General features: G+C 70.2%; 29 protein-coding genes. 27 read left to right on the top strand and 2 right to left on the bottom strand.

Annotated features, from left to right (window positions below):
• The first annotated feature begins 111 nt into the window (after window positions 1-111).
• The 27 genes from HMPREF3159_RS13110 to HMPREF3159_RS17205 all read left to right on the top strand — a co-directional run bounded on the left by HMPREF3159_RS13110 (window position 112) and on the right by HMPREF3159_RS17205 (window position 23,992).
• On the top strand, window positions 112-534 hold the full coding sequence (locus tag HMPREF3159_RS13110; protein ID WP_141748227.1) for an ATP-binding protein: 423 nt from the start codon (window positions 112-114) through the stop codon (window positions 532-534).
• A gap of 156 nt (window positions 535-690) precedes the next feature.
• The gene (locus tag HMPREF3159_RS18215) at window positions 691-1,038 is read left to right on the top strand and encodes a helix-turn-helix domain-containing protein (protein WP_010549665.1); all 348 of its coding nucleotides are present in this window, start codon (window positions 691-693) and stop codon (window positions 1,036-1,038) included.
• Complete coding sequence (locus tag HMPREF3159_RS13100) at window positions 1,013-1,603, top strand: P27 family phage terminase small subunit (protein WP_010549666.1); 591 nt, start codon at window positions 1,013-1,015, stop codon at window positions 1,601-1,603. The genes HMPREF3159_RS18215 and HMPREF3159_RS13100 overlap by 26 nt, the downstream gene beginning before the upstream one ends.
• Window positions 1,600-3,372, top strand: coding sequence for a hypothetical protein (locus tag HMPREF3159_RS13095; RefSeq protein ID WP_070501506.1), 1,773 nt, complete (start codon window positions 1,600-1,602; stop codon window positions 3,370-3,372). Before HMPREF3159_RS13100 ends, HMPREF3159_RS13095 begins: the two co-directional genes overlap by 4 nt.
• Window positions 3,373-3,385: 13 nt before the next feature.
• Window positions 3,386-4,678: a phage portal protein family protein gene (locus HMPREF3159_RS13090; RefSeq protein ID WP_070501504.1), complete on the top strand. Its 1,293-nt coding sequence runs from the start codon at window positions 3,386-3,388 to the stop codon at window positions 4,676-4,678.
• Window positions 4,675-5,949 (top strand): head maturation protease, ClpP-related, encoded by a 1,275-nt coding sequence (locus tag HMPREF3159_RS13085; protein WP_070501503.1) that lies wholly within the window; start codon window positions 4,675-4,677, stop codon window positions 5,947-5,949. Before HMPREF3159_RS13090 ends, HMPREF3159_RS13085 begins: the two co-directional genes overlap by 4 nt.
• Window positions 5,950-5,951: 2 nt before the next feature.
• On the top strand, window positions 5,952-6,308 hold the full coding sequence (locus HMPREF3159_RS13080; RefSeq protein WP_070501501.1) for a capsid cement protein: 357 nt from the start codon (window positions 5,952-5,954) through the stop codon (window positions 6,306-6,308).
• Window positions 6,309-6,322: 14 nt separating this feature from the next.
• Window positions 6,323-7,243 carry a phage major capsid protein gene (locus tag HMPREF3159_RS17700; RefSeq protein ID WP_070501499.1) on the top strand — a complete coding sequence of 307 codons (921 nt, stop codon included), beginning with the start codon at window positions 6,323-6,325 and terminating at the stop codon, window positions 7,241-7,243.
• A 5-nt stretch (window positions 7,244-7,248) separates the two neighbouring features.
• Window positions 7,249-7,554, top strand: a complete 306-nt coding sequence (locus HMPREF3159_RS13070; protein WP_070501497.1) for a hypothetical protein — start codon at window positions 7,249-7,251, stop codon at window positions 7,552-7,554.
• Window positions 7,555-7,569: 15 nt separating this feature from the next.
• Window positions 7,570-8,019 carry a Gp19/Gp15/Gp42 family protein gene (locus HMPREF3159_RS13065; protein ID WP_070501495.1) on the top strand — a complete coding sequence of 150 codons (450 nt, stop codon included), beginning with the start codon at window positions 7,570-7,572 and terminating at the stop codon, window positions 8,017-8,019.
• Window positions 8,016-8,348 (top strand): hypothetical protein, encoded by a 333-nt coding sequence (locus tag HMPREF3159_RS13060; protein WP_070501493.1) that lies wholly within the window; start codon window positions 8,016-8,018, stop codon window positions 8,346-8,348. The genes HMPREF3159_RS13065 and HMPREF3159_RS13060 overlap by 4 nt, the downstream gene beginning before the upstream one ends.
• Window positions 8,349-8,352: 4 nt before the next feature.
• On the top strand, window positions 8,353-8,655 hold the full coding sequence (locus tag HMPREF3159_RS17555) for a hypothetical protein (protein ID WP_166844212.1): 303 nt from the start codon (window positions 8,353-8,355) through the stop codon (window positions 8,653-8,655).
• On the top strand, window positions 8,652-9,059 hold the full coding sequence (locus tag HMPREF3159_RS13050) for a hypothetical protein (protein ID WP_010549676.1): 408 nt from the start codon (window positions 8,652-8,654) through the stop codon (window positions 9,057-9,059). The genes HMPREF3159_RS17555 and HMPREF3159_RS13050 overlap by 4 nt, the downstream gene beginning before the upstream one ends.
• An 85-nt stretch (window positions 9,060-9,144) precedes the next feature.
• A complete protein-coding gene (locus tag HMPREF3159_RS13045) occupies window positions 9,145-9,783 on the top strand; it encodes a hypothetical protein (RefSeq protein ID WP_070501490.1) in 639 nt (212 codons plus the stop codon).
• A 97-nt stretch (window positions 9,784-9,880) separates the two neighbouring features.
• On the top strand, window positions 9,881-10,213 hold the full coding sequence (locus HMPREF3159_RS13040; protein ID WP_010549678.1) for a hypothetical protein: 333 nt from the start codon (window positions 9,881-9,883) through the stop codon (window positions 10,211-10,213).
• Window positions 10,214-10,239: 26 nt separating this feature from the next.
• The gene (locus HMPREF3159_RS13035; RefSeq protein ID WP_070501488.1) at window positions 10,240-10,605 is read left to right on the top strand and encodes a hypothetical protein; all 366 of its coding nucleotides are present in this window, start codon (window positions 10,240-10,242) and stop codon (window positions 10,603-10,605) included.
• A gap of 33 nt (window positions 10,606-10,638) precedes the next feature.
• Complete coding sequence (locus HMPREF3159_RS13030; protein WP_083305951.1) at window positions 10,639-15,168, top strand: peptidoglycan DD-metalloendopeptidase family protein; 4,530 nt, start codon at window positions 10,639-10,641, stop codon at window positions 15,166-15,168.
• 10 nt (window positions 15,169-15,178) lie between these two features.
• The gene (locus tag HMPREF3159_RS13025) at window positions 15,179-16,030 is read left to right on the top strand and encodes a hypothetical protein (RefSeq protein WP_010549681.1); all 852 of its coding nucleotides are present in this window, start codon (window positions 15,179-15,181) and stop codon (window positions 16,028-16,030) included.
• A 14-nt stretch (window positions 16,031-16,044) separates the two neighbouring features.
• Entirely contained in the window at window positions 16,045-16,932 is an 888-nt protein-coding gene (locus tag HMPREF3159_RS13020; protein ID WP_010549682.1) for a hypothetical protein, read from the top strand.
• The gene (locus HMPREF3159_RS13015; protein ID WP_010549683.1) at window positions 16,929-18,110 is read left to right on the top strand and encodes a hypothetical protein; all 1,182 of its coding nucleotides are present in this window, start codon (window positions 16,929-16,931) and stop codon (window positions 18,108-18,110) included. The genes HMPREF3159_RS13020 and HMPREF3159_RS13015 overlap by 4 nt, the downstream gene beginning before the upstream one ends.
• Window positions 18,110-19,792, top strand: coding sequence for a hypothetical protein (locus tag HMPREF3159_RS13010; protein WP_010549684.1), 1,683 nt, complete (start codon window positions 18,110-18,112; stop codon window positions 19,790-19,792). The genes HMPREF3159_RS13015 and HMPREF3159_RS13010 overlap by 1 nt, the downstream gene beginning before the upstream one ends.
• A gap of 97 nt (window positions 19,793-19,889) precedes the next feature.
• Window positions 19,890-20,444: an NUMOD4 domain-containing protein gene (locus HMPREF3159_RS13005; RefSeq protein ID WP_083305950.1), complete on the top strand. Its 555-nt coding sequence runs from the start codon at window positions 19,890-19,892 to the stop codon at window positions 20,442-20,444.
• Window positions 20,445-20,512: 68 nt separating this feature from the next.
• Window positions 20,513-20,833, top strand: coding sequence for a hypothetical protein (locus tag HMPREF3159_RS13000; RefSeq protein WP_010549686.1), 321 nt, complete (start codon window positions 20,513-20,515; stop codon window positions 20,831-20,833).
• A 73-nt stretch (window positions 20,834-20,906) separates the two neighbouring features.
• Window positions 20,907-22,685 (top strand): peptidoglycan-binding protein, encoded by a 1,779-nt coding sequence (locus tag HMPREF3159_RS12995; protein WP_010549687.1) that lies wholly within the window; start codon window positions 20,907-20,909, stop codon window positions 22,683-22,685.
• Complete coding sequence (locus tag HMPREF3159_RS12990) at window positions 22,682-23,104, top strand: hypothetical protein (protein ID WP_010549688.1); 423 nt, start codon at window positions 22,682-22,684, stop codon at window positions 23,102-23,104. Before HMPREF3159_RS12995 ends, HMPREF3159_RS12990 begins: the two co-directional genes overlap by 4 nt.
• Window positions 23,097-23,534, top strand: coding sequence for a hypothetical protein (locus HMPREF3159_RS12985; RefSeq protein ID WP_138983758.1), 438 nt, complete (start codon window positions 23,097-23,099; stop codon window positions 23,532-23,534). The genes HMPREF3159_RS12990 and HMPREF3159_RS12985 overlap by 8 nt, the downstream gene beginning before the upstream one ends.
• A complete protein-coding gene (locus HMPREF3159_RS17205) occupies window positions 23,531-23,992 on the top strand; it encodes a hypothetical protein (RefSeq protein ID WP_010549690.1) in 462 nt (153 codons plus the stop codon). Before HMPREF3159_RS12985 ends, HMPREF3159_RS17205 begins: the two co-directional genes overlap by 4 nt.
• Window positions 23,993-24,162: 170 nt before the next feature.
• Here the strand turns inward: HMPREF3159_RS17205 and HMPREF3159_RS12975 are convergent, their stop codons facing one another.
• Window positions 24,163-24,408: a hypothetical protein gene (locus HMPREF3159_RS12975; RefSeq protein ID WP_010549691.1), complete on the bottom strand. Its 246-nt coding sequence runs from the start codon at window positions 24,406-24,408 to the stop codon at window positions 24,163-24,165.
• Between the two features lie 9 nt (window positions 24,409-24,417).
• Window positions 24,418-24,786: a hypothetical protein gene (locus HMPREF3159_RS12970; RefSeq protein ID WP_010549692.1), complete on the bottom strand. Its 369-nt coding sequence runs from the start codon at window positions 24,784-24,786 to the stop codon at window positions 24,418-24,420.
• Window positions 24,787-25,216 lie beyond the last annotated feature (430 nt).

Raw genomic sequence — 25,216 nt, 5'->3', positions numbered from 1 at the left:
CCTGGTCGCGGCGCCTCGCTCGGCGCGCCCGGTCGTGCTCCCTCGTCTCGGCCGGCTCGGCGGCGGCCACTCCTTCTGCTGCCGAGCCGGTCGATGGACGGAGGTGGAGCGGTGCGTCGAGTGGTGCTGCTGTGCGGCCCGCCGGGTGCGGGCAAGACGACCGCGGCCCGGGCCTCGGGGCTCGAGGTGTTCGATCGGGACGACGCGGCGTGGACGACCGAGTCCCAGTTCCAGGCTGCGCTCGACGACCTCGGCCGCCGCCGGCACGCCGACGCGGTGGTGATCCGAGCGGGCGCGACGTCGTCGGCTCGGCGCCGCTGGGCGGAGCTGGTGCGCGCGACGCACGTGATGCTCGTGCTCGAGCCGGCCGAGGTGTCGGCTGCTCGGGTCCGGGCTCGTGGCCGGGACGACATGGTCCGAACGCTCGCGGGCATCAACCGCTGGTGGACCGCCTTCGATCACGACGACGCAGCGCCGCGCTTCGTCTCGTGGAGCGTCCTGGACGAGCCAGACGATCTGGGCCTGATGACCTGAGCTGAGCTGTGACCTGACCCACGCATGCATGCATAGTCATGCAGGGGGTGCCGGAAGATCCGGCCCCCCGCCTCCCGGCCGGGGACCGCCGCGACCGGCCTCTCCCCCCGGAGGGCGTGAGGGGGTATGCCTGGTCATGAGTGACCATGCAGGAATGTGGACCCGGGCAGGGAGGTGATCGTGGTGCACGATCGGCTGCCGATCCGAGCGCTCGCCGCCGAGGGGACTCCGATCCGGGCGATCGCTCGGGACCTGGGGATCTCGCGGAACACGGTGCGCCGTGCTCTGGATCCGTCTCGGCCGGTGGTGTACCGGCGGGATGCGATGGACCGGCTCGACGAGCTCGAGCCGCTGATCCGTGAGTCTCTCGATGCCTACCCGCGGATGCCGGCGACCGGTGTGGCGCGGAGGATCCGCTACTCGGGCCCGATGTCGGCGTTCACCGCTCGTGTCCGGCACGTTCGACGGGAGGTGCTGAATGGAGGCCCCCGAGCACCTGTCTGACGACGTCCGAGCGATCTGGGACGAGGTCATGGGGCGCATGCCCGAGGGCCGTTCGGTGGACGCTACTCGGTTCGAGGTGTACTGCACCCAGGTGCACGCCTTCCGGAAGGCCGCCGAGGACGTCCAGGAGAACGGCGTGCGCATCGAGGATGCGACCGGGCGGATGGTCCGGAACCCCTCGATCAGCACGCTGCAGGACATGACGAAGCAGCTGAACACGTGGGGTGCTGAGTTCGCGCCGCCGAACAGCATGCCGAAGCGGCGTCGGGGCACGATGTACGACGCGACCTGCAAGTCCGTGGCCGCGGCGGAGCACCTGAAGGGGCGCGCCGAGTACGCCGGCACGATCGAGGCGGTGAAGACGCTCGCGTGGCTGATCGACGAGGCGCAGCGCTCTGGGCTCCACGCGATGCAGTCCGCGGCCTACGGCACGATCCCGTCCTACCTCAAGGGCTGCGCCGCGTTGCAGGTGACACCAGCGACCCCGCCATCTGAGGCGACGAAGAAGCCCGCGAAGAAGGGCGGGCGCGCGTCGTCGATGCGGATCGTGAAGGACTCGGCGTGACCGCCGTGCTCGACCGGCCGACGGTGCCGCTCCACGAGATCAACGTGGGCGCCGAGTACCGTGCCGCGGTCGGCGGCCCGCCGGCGGACGGGAAGCGCTACGGCTCGACCGAGCCCCGCATCGTCACGCCGCCGAAGCGCCTCCTGACCCCGGCGACGTCGTGGGGCTTCCGCGTGATCGAGTTCGCGACCGACGTGCTGCGGGTGCACCTGTACCCGTGGCAGCGGTCGTTCGTGATCCGGCTGCTGGAGCGGAACGAGGACGGGTCGCTGCGGTTCCAGACCGCGGTGCTGCTCGTCGGCCGGCAGAACGGCAAGAGCACCATCTCGAAGGTCCTCGCGCTGTGGTTCATGCTCGAGATGGAGTGGCCGCTGGTGCTCGGCACCGCGCAGGACCTCGAGACGGCGGAGGAGATCTGGGAGGACGCGGTCAACCTCCTCCTGGAGGAGACCGAGGACGAGGACGACGACCTCTCCGACCTCGTCGCGAACGTCATCCGGGTCAACGGCAAGAAGACCCTGGTGCTCGAGAACGGCTCCCGCTACAAGGTGAAGGCCGCATCCCGCTCCGCCGGCCGTGGCCTCTCCGGGAACCTGATCATGCTCGACGAGCTCCGCGAGCAGAAGAACTGGGCGGCCTGGGGCGCGATCACCAAGACGACCCAGGCGCAGGACTACGCGCTCGTGCTCGGCCTGTCCAACGCGGGCGACGCCCTTTCCGTCGTCCTCTCGTACCTCCGGAAGATGGCGCACGCCGTCGTCGGCGACCCGGACGGCCTGAACAAGGTCCTGCCCGCCGCCGGCCCGACCGAGCTCGACATCGAGGCCTCGCTCGAGGACGACGACGAGCTCTACGAGGACGACGACCCGGAGGACTGGGAGCAGGACGAGGAGACGCTGTTCCTTGCCGAGTACTCCGCGACGCCGGGCATCGACCGCCGCGACCGCGACGGATGGGCCCAGTCCAACCCCCTCCTCGGCTACCGCATTCGGGAGAAGAAGCTCGCCTCCGACTGCCGCACCGACCCCGAGTGGGTGTTCCGCACCGAGGTGCTCTGCCAGTGGCCCGACGGCACCGTCGACGGGATCTTCCCGCCCGGGTCGTGGGAGGAGACCACCAACGAGCCGGAGACGCTGCCGGACGGCACCCAGCAGGTCGCCGACGCGGACCGCCTCGTCGGACCGGTCTGGGTCGGCCTGGACAAGTCAGCGAACCAGTCGCAGACCTGGGTCACGTTCGCCGGCACCCGCGCCGACGGCACCGCCCAGGTCGAGGTCCGCGCTGTTCGCCACGGCGACGACTGGGTGAAGGACTGGCTCCTCACCCACGAGTGGCGGCCCCGCTTCCAGGCCGTCACCGGCCAGACCAAGGGCGCCCCGATCTCCGGGCTGCTCAAGGACTTCGACGAGGACCCCAGCTTCGACATCCCCGTCGAGCCCTGGCAGGGCGGCGACTTGCTGATCGCGCACGGCGACTCCTTCGAGGACGTCCGCGACGGCAAGGTCCGCCACAACAAGCAGCCCCCGCTCGACAACGCTGCGGCGCTCGCCGAGCGGAAGGAGCTCGGCGACGGCTGGGTCATCGACCGCAAGCGCTCGCCGGTGGACGTGGCGCCGCTGATCGCGTGGATCGGTGCGCTGTGGCTGATGAAGAAGCGAGTCCAGGAGACACCGCCGCCGCCGGCGGCGCTCGCGCTCGACGACGCGGGACTCGCCGAGGTCGGCGACCGGTGGGACCCGGCCGACGACCTGAACACGATCGGATTCTGAGAGGAGGTGGAGCGTGACGGTTCCGCAGACGGAGAAGGGCTACGCCTCGACGAGCAACTCGTGGTGGTCGGCGATCGACGACCTCGAGGAGACGCCGGAGCTGATCTGGCCGAAGAACCTCGAGGTGTACGACCGGATGCGTCGCCAGGACGCGCAGGTGATCTCGGTGCTCCGCGCCGTGACGCTCCCGATCCGGCGCACGGAGTGGCGGATCGACCCCAACGGCGCTCGGCCTGAGGTGGTGCAGCTGATCGCTGACGACCTCGGCCTGCAGGTGCAGGGCGAGCCGGCGCGGCCGGTGGTCCGCACCAGGGACCGCTTCGCGTGGTCAGAGCATCTCCGACTCGCGCTGCTGATGCTCGTGTTCGGGCACTCCCCGTTCGAGCAGGTCTACCGGCTCGACGAGCAGGGCCGGGCCCGGCTGCGGAAGCTGGGATGGCGCCCGCCTCGGACCATCTCGAAGGTCGACGTCGCCGCCGATGGTGGTCTGATCGCGCTCGAGCAGCACGGCCTCGGCAACCGCCGCACCGACTCCCGCATGGGCATCGAGCGGCTCGTGGTCTACGTCAACGACCGCGAGGGCGGGAACTGGCTCGGCTCGTCGCTGCTCCGTCCGGCGTACAAGTTCTGGATGCTGAAGGACCGGCTGCTGCGGGTCCAGGCGCAGACCGTCGACCGCAACGGCATGGGCATCCCCGTCTACGAGGGCGCGGAGCCGCCCGTGATGGGCACCCTCGCCGAGCGTGAGGACTGGGCGAAGAACGACGTGACCGCGGGCCTGCAGATCTCGAAGGCGGTCCGGTCAGGGAACAACGCGGGAGCGTCGATCCCTCACGGGGCGAAGCTGACCCTCGCCGGGGTGTCCGGTGCGCTGCCCGACGCGGACAAGCCGATCCGCTACTACGACGAGCAGATCGCCCGCGCCGTGCTCGCGAACTTCCTGAACCTCGGCGGAGACAACTCGACGGGCTCCTACGCGCTCGGCGAGACGTTCGCGGACTTCTTCACCCTCTCGCTGCAGACCGTCGCGCAGGACATCGCGTCCGTCGCGACGCAGCACATCGTCGAGGACCTCGTCGATCTGAACTGGGGCGAGCAGGAGCCCGCCCCGCGGATCGTGTTCGACGAGATCGGGTCCCGCCACCCCGCCACGGCGGAGGGGATCCGGGCGCTCATCGAGTGCGGTGCGCTCACCGCCGACGACAAGCTCGAGCAGCACATCCGCACGATGTACTCCTTCCCGCCGGCCGACGCCGACACCGCGCGCGAGTACAAGCCCGCTCCGACCCCTGAGGAGGGGACATGACCGACACCCGCCGCACCCCGCCCCTCCCGCGCTCCGAGCGCTGGTTCCGTATGGCGTCCGACGAGGAGACCCGCACCGCGCAGGTCTACCTCTACGACGCAATCGGAGGATGGTTTGGGGTCACCGCGAAGGACTTCGTCCGCGACTGGACCGCGCTCGACTCCGACCGCATCGATCTGTTCATCAACTCGCCCGGCGGTGACGTCTTCGACGCGATGGCGATCCTGAACGTCATCCGCCGCACCGAGGCCCACGTCGTCGCGCACATCGACGGGATCGCCGCGTCCGCCGCGAGCTTCATCGCCATGGGCGCCGACGAGGTCGTGATGGGCCGCAACAGCGAGCTGATGATCCACGACGCCTCCGGCCTCTGCTGGGGCCCCGCCGAGGACATGCAGAAGATGGCCGACGACCTCACGCGCGTCAGCGAGAACATCGCCTCGATCTACGCCGAGAAGGCCGGCGGCGAACCTGCCACCTGGCGCGAGGCGATGCTCGCCGAGACCTGGTACTCGGCCGAGGAAGCCGTCACCGCGGGTCTCGCCGACCGCGTCGACACCGACCGCGACAAGTCCGACGTGAAGAACAGCCTGGACCTGTCGATCTTCGCCCATGCCGGCCGCGCCGACGCCCCCGCACCGCCGCTTGGCCGAGCAGCCAGCGCCGTTCAGCGTGATGGCGGAGCGTCCGTTCTCGGGCATCCGTATCACCACGACTTCGCCGCGGCGCTCGCCGACGGCGACCACAAGCCTCCGGCCGAGCCGGTGGAACCCACCCATACCCAGAAGGAAGGACCCGACCCCATGTCGGACACCATCAAGAAGGGGCTGATCGACCGGCTCGGCATCACCGACGCCGACGCGACCGAGGACACGATCCTCGCGGCCGTCGACGAGGCGCTCGCCGAGCGTGCCGAGCCCGCGCCCCGCTTCTCCCCGCCCGAGGGCACCGTGCTCATGGACGCCGACCAGGTCGAGCAGCTGCGCGCTGACGCCCGGGCCGGTGCCGAGGCCCGCGCCCAGCAGATCTCCGACCGCCGCGCCGGCGTCGTCGATGCCGCGATCCAGGACGGCCGGGTCGCTCCGGCGCGCCGGGATCACTGGCTCGCGCAGCTGGCCGCCGACGAGGAGGGCGCCACCGAGGTGCTCGCCTCCCTGGCTCCCGGCACGATCCCGATGGCGCCCGCGGGCTTCACGGGCGGTGTCGACGAGTCGACCGACGAGGACGCCGTGTACGCGAAGTACTGGCCCACCACCGAGAAGGAGGCCTGAGCATGGCCGACTACCTGCCCCAGTTCAGCCCCGGCGACGCCGTCACCTTCACCGCCTCGGCGGACGTGACCGGTGGCCGCCTGGTCGAGATCACCGGCGAACGCACCGTCGCCCACGCGGCCGCCGGCTCCACCAAGGTCGCCGGCGTCGCCGGCTTCGACGCCGCCGAGGGTGAGCTCGTCACCGTCTACTCCGGTGCCGTGCAGCGTCCGATCGCTGCCGGCGCGATCGCGGCGGGTGATCGGGTCGCGGCTGCCACCGACGGCAAGGTCGCGACCGCCGAGACCGGCACGATCGGCCTCGCGCTCGCGGCGGCCGCTGATGGCGCGACCGCCTCGGTCCGCTTCCACCTCGCCTGAAAGGAGGGCTCATCGTGGCCTACAGCTACCCCGGCACTCCGGTGAAGGTCGGTTCCGACCTCACCACCACGGAGATCCACCACCTGATGAAGACCCCGTCGCTCCTGCGGAAGCGGCTGGCGACCATCCTCGACCACAAGTTCATCGCGGACTACCTCCTCGCGGGCCGCTTCACCGCCGAGGGCGGCGCGATCCTCTACGAGACCGGCGAGGAGATCTTCCCCGCCGACTCCCCGGAGGCGATCGCTCCCGGCGGCGAGTACCCGAAGACGGTCATGACCACGGGCGAGCTCGCCTCGGCGAAGACCCGCAAGACGGGTCTCGCTTCCGACGTGACCGACGAAGCGATCAGCCGCCTGCTGATCAACCCCGTCGACCGCGGCCTGCGGAAGATCGCCAACGGCATGATCCGCGACATCGACGGCACCGCCCTCGGCGTGATCGCCTCGAAGGTCGCCCAGACCTTCGCCGCGCCCGCGCAGTGGACCAGCGGCGAGGCGATCGTGGACACCGTGCTGTCCGCGAAGGCGAAGGCCGAGGAGGACCACATCGAGGAGAGCTTCGACTACTCCGTCGTGGCGCTGAAGCCGACCCAGTTCGCGAAGGTCGCCGCGTCGCTCATCAAGAGCGACCTGGTGCCCCGCGAGTCCGGGAACTTCGTCCTCTCTGGCGTGATCCCGGACTACCTGGGCCTCACCTGGGTGACGTCCCAGCACGTGCCCTTCTCGGACCCGATCCTCGTGGACCGGGACCAGCTCGGCGGCATGGCCGACGAGAAGATCACCTCCCCCGGCTACGTCGGCTACGACGGCCTCGAGGGGAAGTCGATCCGCAAGGACGAGCGCGACATGTACACCGTCCAGGCCCGCCGCATCACCGTCCCGGTGGTGCTCGAGCCCAACGCAGGTATCCGCATCACCGGAACGGGAGTCTGATCATCATGGCGAAGCAGATCAAGGTCATCGCGGCGTGCGTCGTCGTGAACGTCTCCGGGCAGGAGCGCTACCTCTACAAGGGCGCGGTGCTGCCGTCCGGCGTCGACCGCAAGGACGTGACCCGGCTGAAGAACAACGGCCTGATCGCCGAGGTCGAGGTGCCCGAGGCGGACTCTCCGCAGGACGTCGCCGAGGCCGAGGCGAAGGCCGCCGCCGACAAGGCTGCAGCCGAGCGCGCGGCCGCCGAGAAGGCCGCCGCGGAGAAGTCGGCGGCCGAGAAGTCGGCCGCGCGCGGCGCCGCCGCGAAGTGACCGGGAGGGGGCGTCATGGCTGAGCTCGATCCGTGGGCCACGCCCGACCAGGTGTCGGCGCCGTGGCGTCCCCTCTCCCCCGCGGAGAAGCAGCGCGCCGAGGCGCTGATCGGGTCGGTGTCTCGTGACATCGATCGGCGGTGGCCGGCGCTGCGCGCGCGGGTCGCTGCGGGGACCGTGAACGCCGCCGACGTCGCCGATGTGGTGACGTGGCTGGTGCTCCCGGTCCTCGGTGGCCCGCCGACGCCGGGCGCGAAGTCGTGGCAGGTGACCTCCGGGTCCGAGTCGCGATCGATCACCCTCGACCAGGCGGGCAACCCGCGGGACCCGTGGGTGTACGCGCCGTGGATGCTGGACATCCTCGACGGCTCGGCGTCGGCCCGACAGGCGACCCCGCTGGGGAGCTTCCCGGATCCGGGCCCGTTCGAGGGTCTGTTTCCGGAGTGGCCGGAGGGTCGGCGATGAGCTGGTTCGACGGCGACATCCATGGGGAGACGCTCACGGTGCACCAGGTGGCGACCGGGCGCCCGGATGCGAACGGTCGCGCGACCGGGACGCCCGTCGACACGCTGCTCGAGGGCTACTCGGTGGTGCCGGTCGGGTCGACCGAGTCGGTCGGGAACGAGAAGGTGATCACGGCCCGCTACCGGGTCTCGGGTCCGCTCACGTACGTGGTCGAGGCGCACGACAGGGTGACCTGGCGCGGCACCGAGTACCAGGTCGATGGGCATCCTCAGCTGTTCGTCGGCGCGTTCCCGCACACCGAGTTCTTCCTCAAGCTCGATCGGGGGTGATGGCGTGGACGTGCGAAGGATCGTGCAGCAGGCGTCGCAGACCCCGGCGGTGCGCCGGCGGCTGCGGGCGCGGGCGACTCAGGTCGCGGCGCGGGCGAAGGCGACGGCGGCCCGTCAGGGTCTCCGTCAGCTCTCGGCCGACATCCGGGTCGAGGAGGGAACTCGCCCGGGCACGAAGGCACAGGGGTTCCAGCGGCCCTACGCGCGGGTCGTCGCGCCGGGCGCCGCGAAGTACGAGCGGGGCACCTCCCGGTTCGACAAGTACCGACTGATGCTCCGGGCGGCACGGGCGGTGAGCTCGCGATGACGAAGATCATCGGCGCGTGGCCGAACACCACACGGCTCCTCATCGCCTACCTCTCGGACCGCACGGGGCTGCCGGTCTACTCCCGCCGCCCTGATGACGGCTGGCAGTCGGTCGCTCCGTGCATCTGGGTCGACCGGCTCCCCGGCCCTCCCTCGGACGGCTTCTCGAAGACGTACACCTTCGACGTGGAGGCGTTCCACCCCGACCTCGACGAGCTGAACTCCCTGGTCCAGATGCTCGAGGTGTACATGTTCACCCTCCCGTCCGAGTCGGACACCACCGCGCACGTCGACGACGTGCAGTGCACGGCCGAGTTCGCGGACGTCCCCGCGGACGACGTCGACCTCGAGCGGCAGGTCGGAACGTTCGACATCACCGTCCGCCCGCACCCGCTCCCGCAGTAGACCCACCTCAGCGCGCCCCTGCCCGGGCGCCCCGGCCCGTCACGATCCCCGTGGCGGGCTTCTTCACGTGGAAGGAACCCCTGTCATGGCATTCGTGACCGACAACATCGAGACCGACAACCGGCTCGTCCTCAAGCACGGCAACAAGATCCTGGCGCTCGCCGACTACGACCAGCCCCCGGTCGAGGAGCTCTTCACCTCGGAGGGTGAGCCGACTCCGCTGCCGGACTACTTCCGGCAGATGGGCTACGTCACCACCGACGGCGTGACCCAGGGCAACGACGTCTCCTCGACCGACACCAACATGGACCAGGACGTCGAGCCGGTCCGGTCGGACATCGAGTCGATCGCTCGCACCCTCGCCGCGACGTTCGGTGAGGCGAACGCCTGGGTGAACGGCCTGTACCACGGCCTGCCCGTCTCCGAGTGGCCCGCGTCGAAGTCCGCGGCCTGGGACTACAGCTTCGGCGAGGTGTCCGACCCGCCGTTCTACCGGCTGCTGATGCTGACCCAGGACGGCACGGGCTCGCAGACGAAGTACCGCGTCGAGCAGGCGTACCGCGCGAAGGTCACCAACCTCGGAGAGCGGACCCTGTCCCGCGCCGACGCGGAGGGCTTCCAGTTCACGTTCGGGCTCTACAAGGACCCGGCCACGAACCTCACCTACCGCCGCGCGCAGAACGGCCCGTTCTACCTGCCCGCGGAGCCCCCGGTCGGCGGCTGACGCCGCCGGCTCCCCCTGATCGTCGGCGCGCGTCGTTCGCTGGTGCGGCGCGCGCCGACTCAACAACCAGCACACCAGCATCCCGGAGGTATCCAGCATGTCGAAGAAGAACAACCGCAAGCGTTACCGCCTCGAGGAGGTCCGGCCCGCCTATGAGGAGGCGGTCGGCACCGAGGGCGGCACCGTCGAGTTCGAGGGGAAGAACGAGAAGGTCTACACCTTCCCGCACCCCCTCTTCATGAACGACGAGCAGCAGGAGGCGATGGACGACGCGTCCTCGAAGTACGAGATCTGCGAGGTGCTGCTCGGCGACCAGTACGAGGAGTTCGTCGCCGACGGCAACAGCCTCGATGACCTGGGGATGCTGTTCGGCGTGATCTCCCGCGAGTCGCAGGAAAAAGCCCAGAAGGTGCGGCTTACTCGGCACTGAGCCTCCTCGGGGATCACCCCGAGGCGGTGGAGGCGTCCCTCCTCCAGGCGTACGCGCCGAGGGACCCTCTGCGCGAGTACTTCCAGGGGCGGGTGTCTCTGCGTCAGCTGCGGCTGATGGTCGAGCACCTGCCCCTGAACGCACCGGCATACCGCGCCGCAGCCGGCCACGGCTGGACCGACGAGACGCTCCTGTCGTGGGACGTCTCGTCCCAGCTGCGGGTCCTCAACGCCGCGCTCGCGAACCTGTTTCGCGAGAAGGGCGCACCGCCCGTCCAGCCCGACCTCCTTCCCGCCCCCGGGGTGGATGGCGGGTTCTCCGACGGGGACGTGCTCGACGAGGTCGAGCAGCAGGAGATCAGCGCGAACTTGGAGCGCTTGTGGGGCCCCTGAGCCCCGCCACAACTTCATAGAGAGGGGGCGGCGATGGCGCGCTCGGATGCCGCATGGGTGGACGTTCTCCCGCAGATGAAGGGCTTCGCCGCCCCCCTCATGAAGGGCGTCAAGGACGCCTCGAAGAAGGCCGGCACCGAGGGTGGCCGGGCGCTCGTCGACGGCATCAACTCCGAGACGAAGAAGGCCGATGTCTCCCCCGTCGTGCAGGAGCTCGAGAAGGTCGAGCGCGCCGCGAAGAAGGCCGCGGACGAGCAGGCCACCGCCGCGCGGAAGGCCGCCTCCGAGGTCGGGAAGTCCCAGACCCGCATCATCGACGCCCGCGACAAGGAGCGCTCCGCCGCGGCGAACGTCGAGCGCGCCGAGGCCGACCTCGAGAAGCGCCGCTCGACCGCCGCGTCGAAGAGCGCCGAGGTCGAGCGGGCAGAGCGCGACATCGCTGCGCGCCGCGCGAGCGGAGAGGCATCCACCGACGAGCTCGCGAAGGCGGAGCTGGACCTCGCCGGCAAGCGCGCGGACTCCGCGAAGGCCGACGCCGAGGTCACCGCCTCCACCGCGAAGCTCGAGGGTGCGCGCTCGAAGCTCGGCCAGGCCACCGAGAAGGTCGAGAACGAGGACATCGCGCTGCGCGCCGCGATCACCGAGTCGAAGGTCGCGCACCAGGAAGCGCGCGACGCCGCCGCCGACCACGCCCGCGCCCAGGACGACCTCGCTCGCGAGACCGGCCAGGCAGCGCAGGAGGCCGAGAAGGCGCTCCCCGCGTGGAAGCGGCTCTGGTCCGGCATGGACGGCACCGGCGGTCTGAAGAAGCAGATCGTCAACGGCATGAAGGGCATCGGCCGCGAGGTCGAGAAGGAAGCCGAGCGGATCCGGTCCCGCGGCGACGCGCTCCTCGGCGGCATCGGGAAGGGCGTGAAGTGGGGCGCTGCAGGCCTCGCCGCCGGCGGCGCCGCGTTCGCTGGCGGTGCGCTGGTCGGAGGCTTCAACCGCCTCGCCGACATCGAGGACGCTCGGGCCTCGCTCGAGGGCCTGCAGATGTCCGGCGCCGAGGTCGACAAGGTGATGGAGTCGGCGCTCGCCTCGGTGAAGGGCACCGCGTTCGGGATGGGCGAGGCCGCCTCGGTGGCCGCGACGATGACGGCCGCCGGCATCAAGCCGGGCGAGGACCTCACCAACACCCTCTCGCTCGTCGCGGACTCCGCCACGATCGCGAAGCGCGACATCGGCGACATGGGACTGATCTGGTCGTCCGTCGCGTCCAAGGGGAAGCTCCAGGGCGACGACGCGATGCAGCTGCTCGAGTCGGGCATCCCGATCTGGCAGATGATCGGCGACGTCATGGGCGTCACCGCCGCCGAGGCGCAGGAGCTCGGGTCCAAGGGCGAGGTCGGCTTCGACGTCTTCGCGAAGGCGATGGAGCAGAACCTCGGCGGCGCCGCCCAGAAGTCCGGCGAGACCGTCCGCGGCTCCTTCGCGAACCTGAAGGCCGCGGTGTCGCGCCTCGGCGCGTCCGCGCTCGAGGACTTCTACCCCCTGATCGCCCCGGCGCTGCGCGGCGTGACCGCGTTCGTCGACGGGCTCGGCGAGAAGGTCACCCCCTACATCGAGACGTTCTCCCAGGGAGTCCGTGGGATCTACGACCTGCTGGTCAACGGGGACTTCACCGGCGCGCTCACCGCGGCGTTCGGCTGGGAAGAGGACTCCGCCGCCGTCGACTTCCTGTTCCGGGTCCGGGACGGGATCAAGGGCATCTGGGACCTCGTCGTCGGCGGGGACTTCACCGGCGCGCTCCGTGACGCGTTCGGCTGGGAGGAGGACCACCCCGCCGTCGGGGCGCTCCTCATGCTGCGCGACGCCGCGATCGAGGTCGGTGGCTGGCTGCGCGACAACCTGATCCCCATCCTGTCCGGCGTCGGCGGGTTCCTGCTCTACCTCGGCGGGACCGCGGTCGTCGGCGCCATCATGTCGCTCGGCGGCGTGATCTCCGGGGCGCTCGCCGCGATCGGCTGGATCCCCCTCGCGATCGGTGCCGCGGTCGGCGTGCTGACGTGGTTCTTCACCGAGACCGAGCTCGGCGCGCAGGTGCTGCAGACGGCGTGGGAGGGCATCCAGATCGCGATCGGCGCGGTCACGGAGTGGTTCACCACCACGGCGCTGCCCGTGATCGTCGCGGGCTTCGAGTGGCTGCAGGAGGCCGTCGGCGCCGTCGGGGAGTGGTTCTCGACGACGCTCTGGCCTGCGCTGCAGACCGGGTGGGATGTCCTCTCGGCCGTCGCCGGCGAGGTGATCCCGGTCGTGGTCCAGTGGGTCCAGACGCTCGGCGACTACTGGTCGCAGATCGTGATGGGCGTCGTGGTCCCGGCGATCCAGCAGCTCGTCGGCTACATCCGCGACGAGATGTTCCCGATCGTGCAGCGGCTCTGGACCGACTACGTGCAGCCGGTGTTCGCCGCGATCGGCGCGTTCATCGTCTTCGCCTGGCAGTCCGTGATCAAGCCCGCCCTGGGCGAGTTCTACGGCTTCCTGACCAACACCCTGGCCCCCAACATCGTGTGGCTCTGGCAGAACATCGTCTCGCCGGCCTTCACCACCATCGGGGCGATCATCTCGTGGGCCTGGAACTCGGTGATCTTCCCGGCGCTCGACGCCTTGAAGTGGTTCCTGACCGCGATCGTCGGTCCGACGATCGTGTGGCTGTGGCAGAACGTCGTGGTCCCGGCATGGAACGGCATCTCCTGGGCCATCGACACGGCCTGGAAGGTCATCAAGGTGATCTTCTCGATCATCGACTGGACCGTGCGGAACGTCGTCGGCCCGGTGTTCTCGTGGCTGTACGAGTCGATCATCAAGCCGGTCTGGAAGAACGTGCAGGACGTCCTCGACAAGGGCTGGGTCTTCGTGCGGGACAAGGTCTTCACGCCGCTGAAGAACTTCATCTCCAACGACGTCGCGCCCGGCTTCGAGAAGGGCGTCGAGGCGATCGGCACGGCCTGGGACAAGCTGAAGGGCTTCGCCGCGAAGCCGGTCCGGTTCGTGATCGAGGACGTGATCAACAAGTCCGTCATCGACCCGTTCAACAAGGTCGGCGCGTGGTTCGACCCGAACTACGAGGACGTGAAGCATCTCGAGATGCCCGCGGCCCTCAAGGGGTACACCACGGGCGGCATCCTGCCGGGGCAGTCGTCCTGGCGGGATGGTGATGATCAGCTGATCGCTGCTCGCCGTGGTGAGGGCGTGCTCGTGTCGGAGGGGCTGCGGGACCGCGAGTCCCAGTCGCTGTTCCTCCGCGCGAACCACGAGGCCCGCACGTCCGGCAGGTCGTTCGCGGACTTCGTCTCCGGCTTCGCCGGCGGTGGCCTGGTGAAGATCGGCATGCCGTTCCGTGGCTCGTTCCCTCGCGGGGACGGGTTCGGGGCGCGCAGCGGCCGGCACAAGGGCATCGACTGGCCCATGCCGTCGGGCACGAGCCTCGTCGCGGTGGGAGCTGGGTCCGCGTCCCGGACCCGGAACCCTGCGGCGGGGAAGAAGCTCGAGCTCTCGATCGGGAACGGGCTCACGGCCGGATACCACCACCTGTCCGACTTCGCAGTGCCCTCGGGCGCAGCGGTCACGGCCGGGCAGGTGATCGGCTACGCCGGATCCACCGGCCGTAGCTCGGGCCCGCATCTCCACTTCTCGCTCCGCAAGGACGGGAAGTACGTCGACCCGCTGCCCTACCTGGGCGCCGGCGGCGCGGCGGGCAGCGGCGACGGCGGCGGATGGTGGAACCCGTTCGCCGGCCTGTGGGACTCCATCAAGGAGACCGTCCGGGCCGGAGTCGGCGACACCTTGTGGGGCGACATCCTCTTCGGGATGCCGAAGAAGCTGATCGGCTCGGCGCTCGACTGGGCGACCGGGAAGCTCGGCGAGATCGGCGACTGGGCCTCGGACCAGGTCGACACCACTGTCGCCGGGGTGAAGGCCACGCGCTGGACCCCGACCGCGACTCGGGCGCTGACGATGGAGGGCGCGTTCTCCGGAGCGAACCTCCAGGCGCTGCTCCGCCGCATGAACCAGGAGTCCGGCTTCGACCCGAGGGCCGTGAACAACTGGGACAGCAACGCGAAGCGCGGCACCCCGTCGAAGGGCCTCATGCAGGTCATCGGCCCGACCTTCCGTGCCTACGCCCGACCGGGCTACGACAAGGACATCTTCGACCCCCTGTCGAACATCCTCGCGTCGATCCGGTACACCCGCGCCACCTACCCCTCCCTCGCGGCGGGGTGGAACCGGCGCGGCGGCTACGCGCACGGCGGTCTCGTCGGCGGGATCGAGCCCCTGGTCTACGACGAGGGCGGCTGGCTCAAGCCCGGCCTGTCCCTCGTGCACAACAAGTCCGGGGTGCCCGAGCCGGTGTTCACCGGCAAGCAGGGCCAGAGCATCATCCAGATGCTCGAGGCCGGCGGCACCGGCGGCCCGTCCGTGACGGTGCCGATCACCGCGACGCAGCTCTCCGACGCAGACGTGGACCGTCTGGCCGACGAGATCATGCGCCGCGTCGCCATGGAACTCGAGAGCGCGTGAGGAGGCCCCGATGATCCAGAAGGTCCTCCTCACGAACTCGCGGGGCGACATCGCCTTGGCGGCGTCGTCCCGCGAGCTCGACCCCCACGCCGAGTTCTGGGTCGACGGCACGCCCACCGGCTGGTACGGCGGGTTCTCCATGCGGGGCGAGAACGAGGAACGACTCGGCCACGGCTCGTTCCCGACGACCCGCACCCGCTCCTCCCGCACCCTCGAGGTGAAGGCGAAGATCGCCCTCGACTCCTGGGAGCACGCGAACTACGTGAAGCGGCAGCTGTCCGCTGCGCTCGCCGATGGTGAGGCGGGGGAGCTGACGGTCGAGGAGACCGGGGTGCCGGCGCTGACGACCGTCGTGGAGCGCACCGGCGAGGTGCTGATCGCTCGGACCTCGCCGTCGGCGTTCACGGTCTCGATCCCGCTGACGGCCCCGGATCCGGAGCTGTACACGCCGTGGCGGGAGACGTACCTGCATCCGGCCGGGGCGGGCGTCGGGTTCGACTTCGCCCCCTTCTCGAGGGGCGGGGTGATCTCGTTCGGCACGGCGGTGGCGACGGACGACTGGATCTGGAACGACGGGAACACCGCGTCGCCACCGCAGTTCACGGTCTGGGCGGACTCGCCGGGGTTCGCCGTCGGGGTCGGCGACAAGCGCGTCACCTACCCGTGGCCCACGTTCATGGACATCCCGGTGACCGTCGACATGGCCGGCGCGGTCACGGTCGGCGGCGTGGACCAGTCGCACCTCCTCGGTGAGCGCGGCTGGGCGTCCGTCCCGCCGCGGTCGATCGAATCCGTGCACTTCAGCTTCCTGCAGGGCGGCACCGGCTGGGCGATCGTCCGCCACCGCGACATCAACGTCTGAGAGAGGAGCACGCAATGGCTGTGCATCCCTGGCCGAAGGCCCCCATCAAGCTCGGCGAGCAGCCCGCTCCCGAGGTCGTCGACATCCTGCAGGGCACCTCCCCGGCGGAGCTGCAGCGGATCATCGGCGCCAACTGGCACACCTCCGGGATCAAGCCGACGGGCGGCGTGACCGTGAAGGGCACGTCGAGCATGGCGTACCTCGTCACGGCGGGCTCCGTGGTGCTGAAGACCGCGGCAGGGCTCGGCCTCGAGTACGCGGTCGAGCAGCAGACGGTGAACACCCTCCCCGCCCCCTCGACGGGGACGCGTGAGGACCGGATTGTGATGGACCGGGACGGGCTGGTGTACGTGACGCAGGGCGCCGCTCCGGGCGGCGGCATCACCCTCGGCCTGTTCGTCGTCCCCGCGGGGATCACCGCGACGACGTCGGCGCAGCAGTCCGTCGACCGGAACTTCGCGGTCCCGGCCGGAGGGTCGCTGGGGCTGCTGCACCAGTTCCATGATCCGGCGAACGCGATCAAGGGAAACGTCTCCCCGATCACGCTGGGGGTGGGCCGCACCCGCCCGCTGCCGTCCGACTCCTGGGTGCGGTTCGACATGACGCACTGCCTCTCCGCGATCCAGGAGGGCACGACGGATCAGCCGTCGGCAGCGATCCGGTGGCGGGTCTACATCGACGACGTCCTCGAGCTCGCGTTCACGACGCGCGTCACCCGCGCCGCGCCGCAGACCAACTTCATGAGCTTCACGAAGCAGCTGTCGGAGGGAGTGCACAAGGTCCACTACATCCAGGACCAGATCGAGGGCCTGTCCGGACCGGGCTGGATGCACCACAAGGGCACGAACCAGGGCTACCCCGGGAACCGCTTCGAGGTCTGGCATGTCGGGGTGGCGCAGTGACCTGGGTCGCTCACCTGGTGCGCACGATGGACGGCCGGAAGGGCGCCCAGCTCGACCTCGCGGCGCCCGGCAGCTGGTCCATCCCCCTCAACGGCATCGAGGACTTCTCGGTCGCGACCTCGAAGACCCAGCTGCGCCAGCTCGAGCGGGCGTGGTGGTCGCACATGCGAACGAGCGTCGCGGTGTCCTGGCAGCACGAGGACGGCACGCTCGACGCCTGGGTGGCGGGCCCGGTGATGGGCCCGCCCGCCGAGTCGGAGACGACCGCGACCCTCGCCTGCCGAGGGATCGGCGCCGTGTTCGAGAAGCGCGTCGTCCTCGCCCAGGAGCCGGTCGCGTCGCCGAACGATCCGCAGACCGCGCTGATGAAGTCGGTGGTGTCCCTGACTGGGATGTCGCTCGGCACGATCGCGCAGGAGGTCGTGAAGCACGCCGTCGCGAAGGTCGGCGGCACACTCCCGATCGTCTACGGCACCCCGCGGGAGACCGGCGCGACCCTGAACCGCCGCAACTACGAGGGCTTCAACCTCTCGAACAACGGCGCATGGAAGCGCCTGACCGAGCTGACGAAGGTCCGCAACGGACCCGACATCATGTTCCGGCCCCGCTGGACCGACGACGGCACCCATCTCGAGTGGGTGATGGTCAACGGCACCGCGGCGCAGCCGCAGATCGCGCAGGACTGGACGATGGACCTCGACACCACCTCCACGAGGTCACCGATCTCGAAGGTGGACGTGAAGACCGACGCGGCCCGCATCGCGAACCGCGTCTACTGGACCGGCGCCGGCGAGGGCGCGGGCATCCTCGCCCGAGTCGTGCAGGACCTCTCCCGCCTCGACGACCAGATGCCGCTCCTCGAAGTCGTCGGGTCCACGAGCGACTCCGAGAACGGCGATCTCATCCGCACCCACGCCGAGGCGGAGCTCGCCGCGGCCCGCGCTCCCGTCACCCAGATCTCCGTGAAGATCGACGGCGCCGACCCGCGCTGCCAGATCGGCCACTGGCACGTCGGCGACGCCGCCAACCTCACGATGGGCGACGACTGGCTGACCGTCCCGAAGGGCACGACCCCGAAGCGGATCATCGCCGCGAAGGGCAACTGGACCTCCGCCACGGTCGACCTGGAGTTCCAGGACGACGGACCGATCGACTACGAGGACGAGGAGGTCGCCTGATGGAGTACCGGGACCTCAACGCCCGCCCGAAGGACTCACTCCGCGCCACCGTGGAGCGGATGCGGGAGGAGGCCCGCTCGTCGAAGACCGGCCCCACCGGAGTGAAGGACTTCGGCGAACACGGCGACGCCGTGTGGACGGACGGCGACGGGCAGCAGCAGTCGGTCCGCACGATCCCTTCCGCTCTCGAGCGGCTCCAGGAGGAGCTTGTCACGGGCATCGCGACAGCGTCGAAGTTCAACACCGTCGCGACCTCTACCCCCGCCGAGACCGACGGGTACCCCGAGGGAGCGTTCTGGACGATCGTCGAGCTCGGCCCCCCGATGGTCGAGACCGACCGGTGGCAGCTCGTCGACGGTGCTTGGGTCCAGGTCGGCCTCGACGCGGGCCGCCTCGTCGCCGGCACCGTCGACGCGGGCCTGATCGACGCGGTCGCGCTCGCCGCGCGGATGGTGACGGCGGGCCTGATCCGGACTGCGGAGTCGGGGCAGCGGGTCGTGATCGACTCAACGGGCATCACCCTGTACGGGATCAATGACGACGGCGCCGAGTACGAGATGGTCCGCATCGGCCCGTCGGGCGACAACCTGATCACGGCTGGGTCCACGATGATCTCGCCGTCCGGTGTGCAGGCACCGGCGGGATCCTTCGACAGCCTCGCCGTGGGCGGCGACACCCTCGGCGACATCCTCGCCCAGTACCCGCGCGGGATGCGGGCCTGGGGGCAGCTGACCTCGACGTCGCAGCTCGACGGTGACACCTCCGATTACGCCCGCCGCGGCGAGATCCAGACAACGCTCGAGGCGGGACGCCTCTACCGGATCCGGCTCTCCGAGCACTTCGTCGAGGTGACCGGTGGGACAAACACGAACATCGTGGAGGAGCTCCGCTACTCCTTCGACGGCACCCCCATCCTCCACGGCACCACACCGAACGAGGGGACCTACCGCGGGATCTTCGCCCGCAATCCCGTCTTCGCCGGTAGCGCCACGGCGGTCAATGGGATGGAGTTCATGCTCGACACCGGCTCCTGGTCCTCAGGGCGCGGGTTCTGGCTGATGTGGATGATCCGCCCGGAGGTCGCCGGCCGTCCGGTGCGGGTCCTCGCGACCTCGTTCTACTCGCCCGTCCTCTCGATCGAGGACGTGGGTCCTTCGATGCCGTCGACTCTGAAGCGGTGGAACGACGGCGACGGCGGAGGCGGGGCCACCGAGCCCGCGGACCCGACCCCGATCGTCGTCCGCCGTACCCAGACCTGGGACGCCGCATCCTACGGCGGGGACACCCGCAACGGCACCGTCTACCAGGGCACCTACAGCTCGTACGGCAACCGCTACGGCGGCTGGGTGTTCTACCCCGCGATGCGGAGCGCGCTCGCAGGCTCGACGATTGAGAAGTTCGAGGTCTACCTCGAGAACGCCCATTGGTACTACGGATCGGGCGGCACCGCGGTGCTCTACCCGAACGACGGCACCTACAAGGGGATCCTCGGCTCGGGCACGACCTCGGCGAACTGGCCCCGCTACGCGGGCCGCTGGGTCACCGTCCCCTCGTCGTGGCACACCCAGATCGCGAACGGCACCTACAAGGGCGTCAGCGTCTACACGACGAACACCGGCCTGACCTACTACGGCCAGTTCAAGGGCTCCCCCACCAAGTTCCGAGTCACATATCGGAAATAGTGTGCTGACCAGGTAGAATAGGTCGGTCCCGGCGGTGCTACCAACACCAGCCGGGACCTGACCCTCAGACCTTGATCTGAGCAAGGAGGGGATAGCAGTGAATGCTACCCAAGAACGATGGCTCCCCATCCCCGGCTATGAGGGCTTCTACGAGGTCAGCGACCTCGGACGAGTCAAGTCGCTCACCCGAACAATCAGCACCGGCCCCGGCACCACCGGGCCGCGGGTATGGCCTGAGCGCATTTTGCGCTCGGAGCCCGCCGCGAACGGCTACCTCTACGTGAGCCTGCGTCGCGACGGGAAGAAGACTCAACGCACGGTGCACTCGTTCGTCATGGAGGCATTCGTCGGACCGCATCCCGGTCCGGGGTTCCACGTCTGCCATGGCAACGGGGTGCGATCCGACAATCGGCTCGGGAACCTCCGCTACGACACCGAGGCCGCGAACCACGCGGACACGATCATGCATGGCACCTCGCTCCGCGGCGAGAGACAGCCGGCCCACCGACTCACCGAGGACGAAGTCCGTGAGATCCGCCGTCGTTACGCGGCTGGCGGCGTGCTGCAGAAGCAGCTGGCGGCCGAGTACGGAGTGGGCAAGGTGACCATCCATCACGTCGTGCACCGCACGACGTGGGCCTGGCTCGACTGAACACCACCACGAAGAGGGGACTGCCCGCGCAGTCCTCTCTTCGACGTCCCCTGAAGGAGAACCCCCTCGTGTCCAACCTGATCGGATCCTCGAAGATCATCGACAACCAGACCGTCCGCGCCCGCACCACCGCGGCCGTCCGCCAGACCGCCGCGGAACGGGCCGGGGACGAGGGCGCGGCCGGGCGACTCGCGTCCGCCGCGCTGCAGAACCCCGAGTTCGCGGTGACGAGCTTCCTCGTCCGCATCGCGACGAACTCCGCGATCGCCGCAGCGGCCTGCGTCGACTGCGGCTACCCCGACGTGCAGGACACCGACATCCTCTACGTCGTCTCCAACTCGTGGGACGAGATCGCCGCGGCCGAGTTCCCCGACCCCGACGCCGCCTGACGCTGCACGCCCTTCCACGGCCCCGCCCACCCTCACGGTGTGCGGGGCCGCCCCATGCCCGAGGAGGCACCGCATGACACCCACCCTGCAAGCGCTCCCCGCGTCCTGGGGCAGCCGAGACCAGATCGAGAAGCTCACTCCCGCGGCCGCCAGCTCGCTGTCCAGGATGATCGCCCGCGCCGTCGCAGAGACCGGCGTGAACTTCCAGCTCAACGACGCCTACCGGTCCTACGACGAGCAGGTGGCGCTGTTCAAGGCGAACTACCGCGACCGCGGCACGAGGAGCAAGAAGGCGTCGTCGGACCGGATGTTCGGCGGCACCGCGTGGCGGCACGTCACCAACGTCGCGGTCGCGTCCCCCGATCTCTACGGCACTGGCACGGGCGCGAATCACACCCGCGGCATCGCGATCGACATCGCTCCCTCCGCGATCCAGTCCTGGATCCAGGCCAACGGGTCCCGCTTCGGCTGGACCTGGGACGAGGGTCGGCGGAACGGCGAGCCCTGGCACTTCGTCTACAACGGCACCGACCAGTACACCGCCGAGGGGTGGCTCGATCACGCCGCCGTGCAGCGCGCCGTGGGCGCCACCGTCGACGGGAAGATCGGCACCGGCACCGTCCAGCTGATCAAGGCGAAGCAGAAGGAGCTCGGCCTCGAGCCCGACGGCAAGGTCGGCCCCGCGACGAAGAAGGGCCTGGGCCTGACGGGAAAAGGTAACGCCGCCCCCGCGGTCCCCGTGACCGCCGGCGGCGGCACCAGCGCCCCCGCCCCGGCCCCAGCCGCACAGCCGAAGCCGGCGCCGCTCGCCGCCGCAGCCGACGGGATCTTCCCCTGGGCCGACGCCACCACCCAGTTCTGGGACGACAAGTACCCGAACCAGACCTACACCGGCGGCAAGCCGATCGGGCTGCTCCACTCCACCGAGACCGGCACCTGGCCCGGCTACGGCGCCGGCTCCTCCGCCCCGCACCTCACGGTCCGCTTCGACCCCGCCTCGAGGACGATCGCGGCGCGGCAGCACTACTCCACGACCCGCCCCTCCCGCGCGCTCGTCAACCGCGCCGGCGGCGTCCAGACCAACAACGCCCGGGTCTTCCAGATCGAGCTGATCGGCTCGTGCGACCTCACCTTCGCGAAGAAGCACGGCTACCTCTACCTCCCCGACCTCCTCGAGGAGGCGTGGGCGCGCGACGCGCTCGCCGCCGTGCTCGCCGCGGTCTCGGAGTCGCTGGGCATCCCGCTGACGTCCTCGGTGGTCTGGGCGAACTACCCGGGCTCGTACGGGGAGAAGGCCGCGCAGCGGCTCACCGGCGCCCAGTGGGAGGCGTACACGGGGTGGCTCGGCCACCAGCACGCCCCGGAGAACGACCACGGCGACCCCGGCGACATCCCGATCGCGGAGATCCTTGCGGCCGCCGGCGGGGACCCCACCGCAGTGATCGCCCCTCCGTCTGGCGGGGGCGGCTCGTCCTCGTCGAAGCTCCCCTCCGGAAAGGCAGCTCTCATGCAGCTCAAGAACGTGCCCGACTTCCCGCTCCTGCGCACGCCGGGGCACCTCTGCTACTACGGCGACGCGTCGGGCCCGATCGAGTCCGTGTCCGGGAAGTCCGCGAACTCCCTGAACCCCGGCGAGATCGAGACCATCGGCGGGAAGACCCGCTCGAAGGGCCTCATGACGCTGCAGCGGCAACTCGTGAAGCGCGGCTACAGCGTCGATGTCGACGGGCGATGGGGCGCCCAGATGGACAACGCGATCGACAACATCCAGCGCCTCGCCGGCCTCACCCGCGACAAGAAGTGCGGGCCCACGACCTGGTATGCGTGCTGGCTGCTGCCGGTGGTCGCATGAGGACCCGGTGGCTCTCCCGCGCGGAGGCCGTGGTCCGCGGCGTGATGTACGCGCTGATCACGGTGTCCGGGGCAACGGTGCTGCTGCATCCCCCTCGCTCCTACGGGCAGGTCGCTGATGTGCTCACGACCGGGTGGGGGGTGCTGCAGCTCCTCGCCGTGGTCGGCGTGATCGCGGTCGCGGCGGGGAAGCCGCTGTGGGAGTGGCGGATCGCGGGCCCTGTCGCTTGCGGGATCCTCCTCTACGCCCTCGTCTCCTACATGGCCGTCGGCGGGGAGGGGCTCGGCCACCTCCCCCGTGCCACGGACATCTCGGCCCTGTCCCTCGCCCTGTTCGCGCGGTTCTTCGTGCTGTGGCAGAAGGTCGAGCAGGCAAAGGTCCAGGTGCACGCGTACGAGTCGAGGGGGATGGATGAGTGACGCCGCAGTGCAGGGGATCACCGCCGTCCTCATCGCGCTGATCGGCGTGATGACCACATGGATCACCGTGAAGGCCCGCTCCTCGGCCGACGGCGACGGCACCGCCCCGGTCACGAACGAGCAGGTGCGCGGCGCGGAGGACCCGGGCGTGATGGCGCTGAAGCTCGCCTACGGCACGCAGCGCAGCCTCGAGGCGACCCAGGCCGACCTCGAGCAGACCAAGACCGCGCTTCAGCAGACCGCCGCGGACCTCGAGCTCGTCCGAGGCGAGCTGCGTTCCGTCCTCGCCGAGCTCGAGTCCATCGCACGCGACCTCCGCCGCTTCGTCGAGTGGGAGGAGGCCGGCGCGCACGGCTCACCCCCGATCGCCCTGACCGACATCTACGCCCGCCTCGAGGCCCTCACCAGAAAGCGACCCCAGCTCCCATGACCGAGACCATCCAGACCGTGTCCGAACTCTCCCCGATCGCCGCGATCGTCATCCTCGCCGGCGTCGCCGCGACGATCCTCACCCAGATCGCGAAGCGCCCCGGCTGGACCGCGGCCCGATCCCAGACCGTCGCGCTCGCCGTGAGCGTGGTGCTGGGGCTGGTCGCGTACGTCGTCTCCGGCGTCGCGACCGTGTTCCCCGACAGCTTCGTCGACGTCGTCTCCACCGCCGTGGTCGTGATCGCTGGCGTGGCGCTGATGTCCCGCGCCGCCTACGCGCTGCTCGGCCGTGCCGTGCCGGATGGACGTGAGACCCTCCCCGCTGAGCAGGGCGCCGACGGCGTCTACAACGTCATGGTGGAGGGCCTGAGCGCTGACGAGGTCTCCGAGGAGATCGAGCGGCAGCAGAAGCGCCGCCAGCTCCTCGCCGGGGAGGGCCGTGACGATGCCGACGCCTGAGTGGGCTGCTGGCCTGTCCTGGCAGTGCCGGGGCTGCACCGCGACCTACCCCTCGGAGTGGGCGCGGAACATGTGCCAGCGCGAGCACGACGAAGACGACCGCGCCGCGAGACGACGATGAGAACGCCCCCACCCGGCCTAGACGGCCGGGTGGGGGCGCTTTCGTGCGTCTACGAGTCCGTGCGCATCGACGACGAGCTGTAGCAGCCGACCTCCCGCAGCTCTGCGTTCACGGTGTCGATGTTCGTCTCGCTGCGGTCCATGTCGTTGCGGAGCTCGAACAGCTCGGCACAGGACGCGCCTTCCTCGAGGGCTTCACGGAACGCCTCGTGCTCGTTCTGGGTCGAGGCGCAGGCGGTGAGCGCGAGCAGGGGCAGGGCGACGGCGCAGGAGGCGCGCACCAGGATCTTCCTCATGGCCGGAGGCTACCGGCTCCCGCGGCGTCCAGGGTTCGCGTCCCTCCACGCCCGCATCCACACCTCGTCGTAGCGGCGCGCTGCGGGGCGGGGCCGGGCGGCGCGGAGGTCGACGTGCTCGAGCAACCATGCGAGGACGTGCTCTTCGAGCTCGGGGCGGTGCCCGACCCAGTCCGCGGAGTCGATCAGCAGCTCGGCGCCGCCAGCGCGGACCCGGATGGAGTGCTCGGGGAGGGACTGGTCGAGCTCGGAGTGGGCAACGTCGACGCGTGGGCCGATGAGCGCGAGCCGGTACCGGATCGCGATGCCGTGCACGGTCTGCACGGCGCGCTGGTGCGCGAAGTAGAGCTCGTGGTCGTCATCGTTCGTGGGCGGCATCCTGCCCCCTGGTGGGGACATCCCGGCGCTGGTACGTGCTGGCGAACCGTGACGGTGGTCTGGATGTCGCGCATGGCGCTGTCCTTCCTGGCTGCCGGGGAGCTCCCCGGCCTCGGCACCCTGCCGAGTGACCTCAGCGTCGCCGGGCGGTGCCGCCCGTTCCAGGGCGGGGCCGATCCTGTGGACGGCAGGGGGCTGGGGAGGAACGGTCACGGGCGGAGCCCGCACCCGGAGCGGCAGGCCTCCAGGATGCGGGGCGTGGTCTGCCCGGACACGGAGCACCGCGGCGTCAGAACGCGAAGCGGCCGATCCCTCCGAGGAGGGACCGGCCGCTCGTGCCGCCGGGACGCGGACCACCAGGCCCGCCCGTCGGCGTCAGGTGCGAGAGGCTCAGGCCTGGGGCACGACGAGACCGGACGCCGACGAGCGC

Origin of the sequence: Brachybacterium sp. HMSC06H03, from assembly GCF_001807385.1 — a bacterium.
Classification (GTDB): Bacteria; Actinomycetota; Actinomycetes; order Actinomycetales; family Dermabacteraceae; genus Brachybacterium; species Brachybacterium conglomeratum.
Note: the sequence above shows the minus strand (reverse complement) of the source record. Positions and strands in the feature narration are given on the sequence as shown.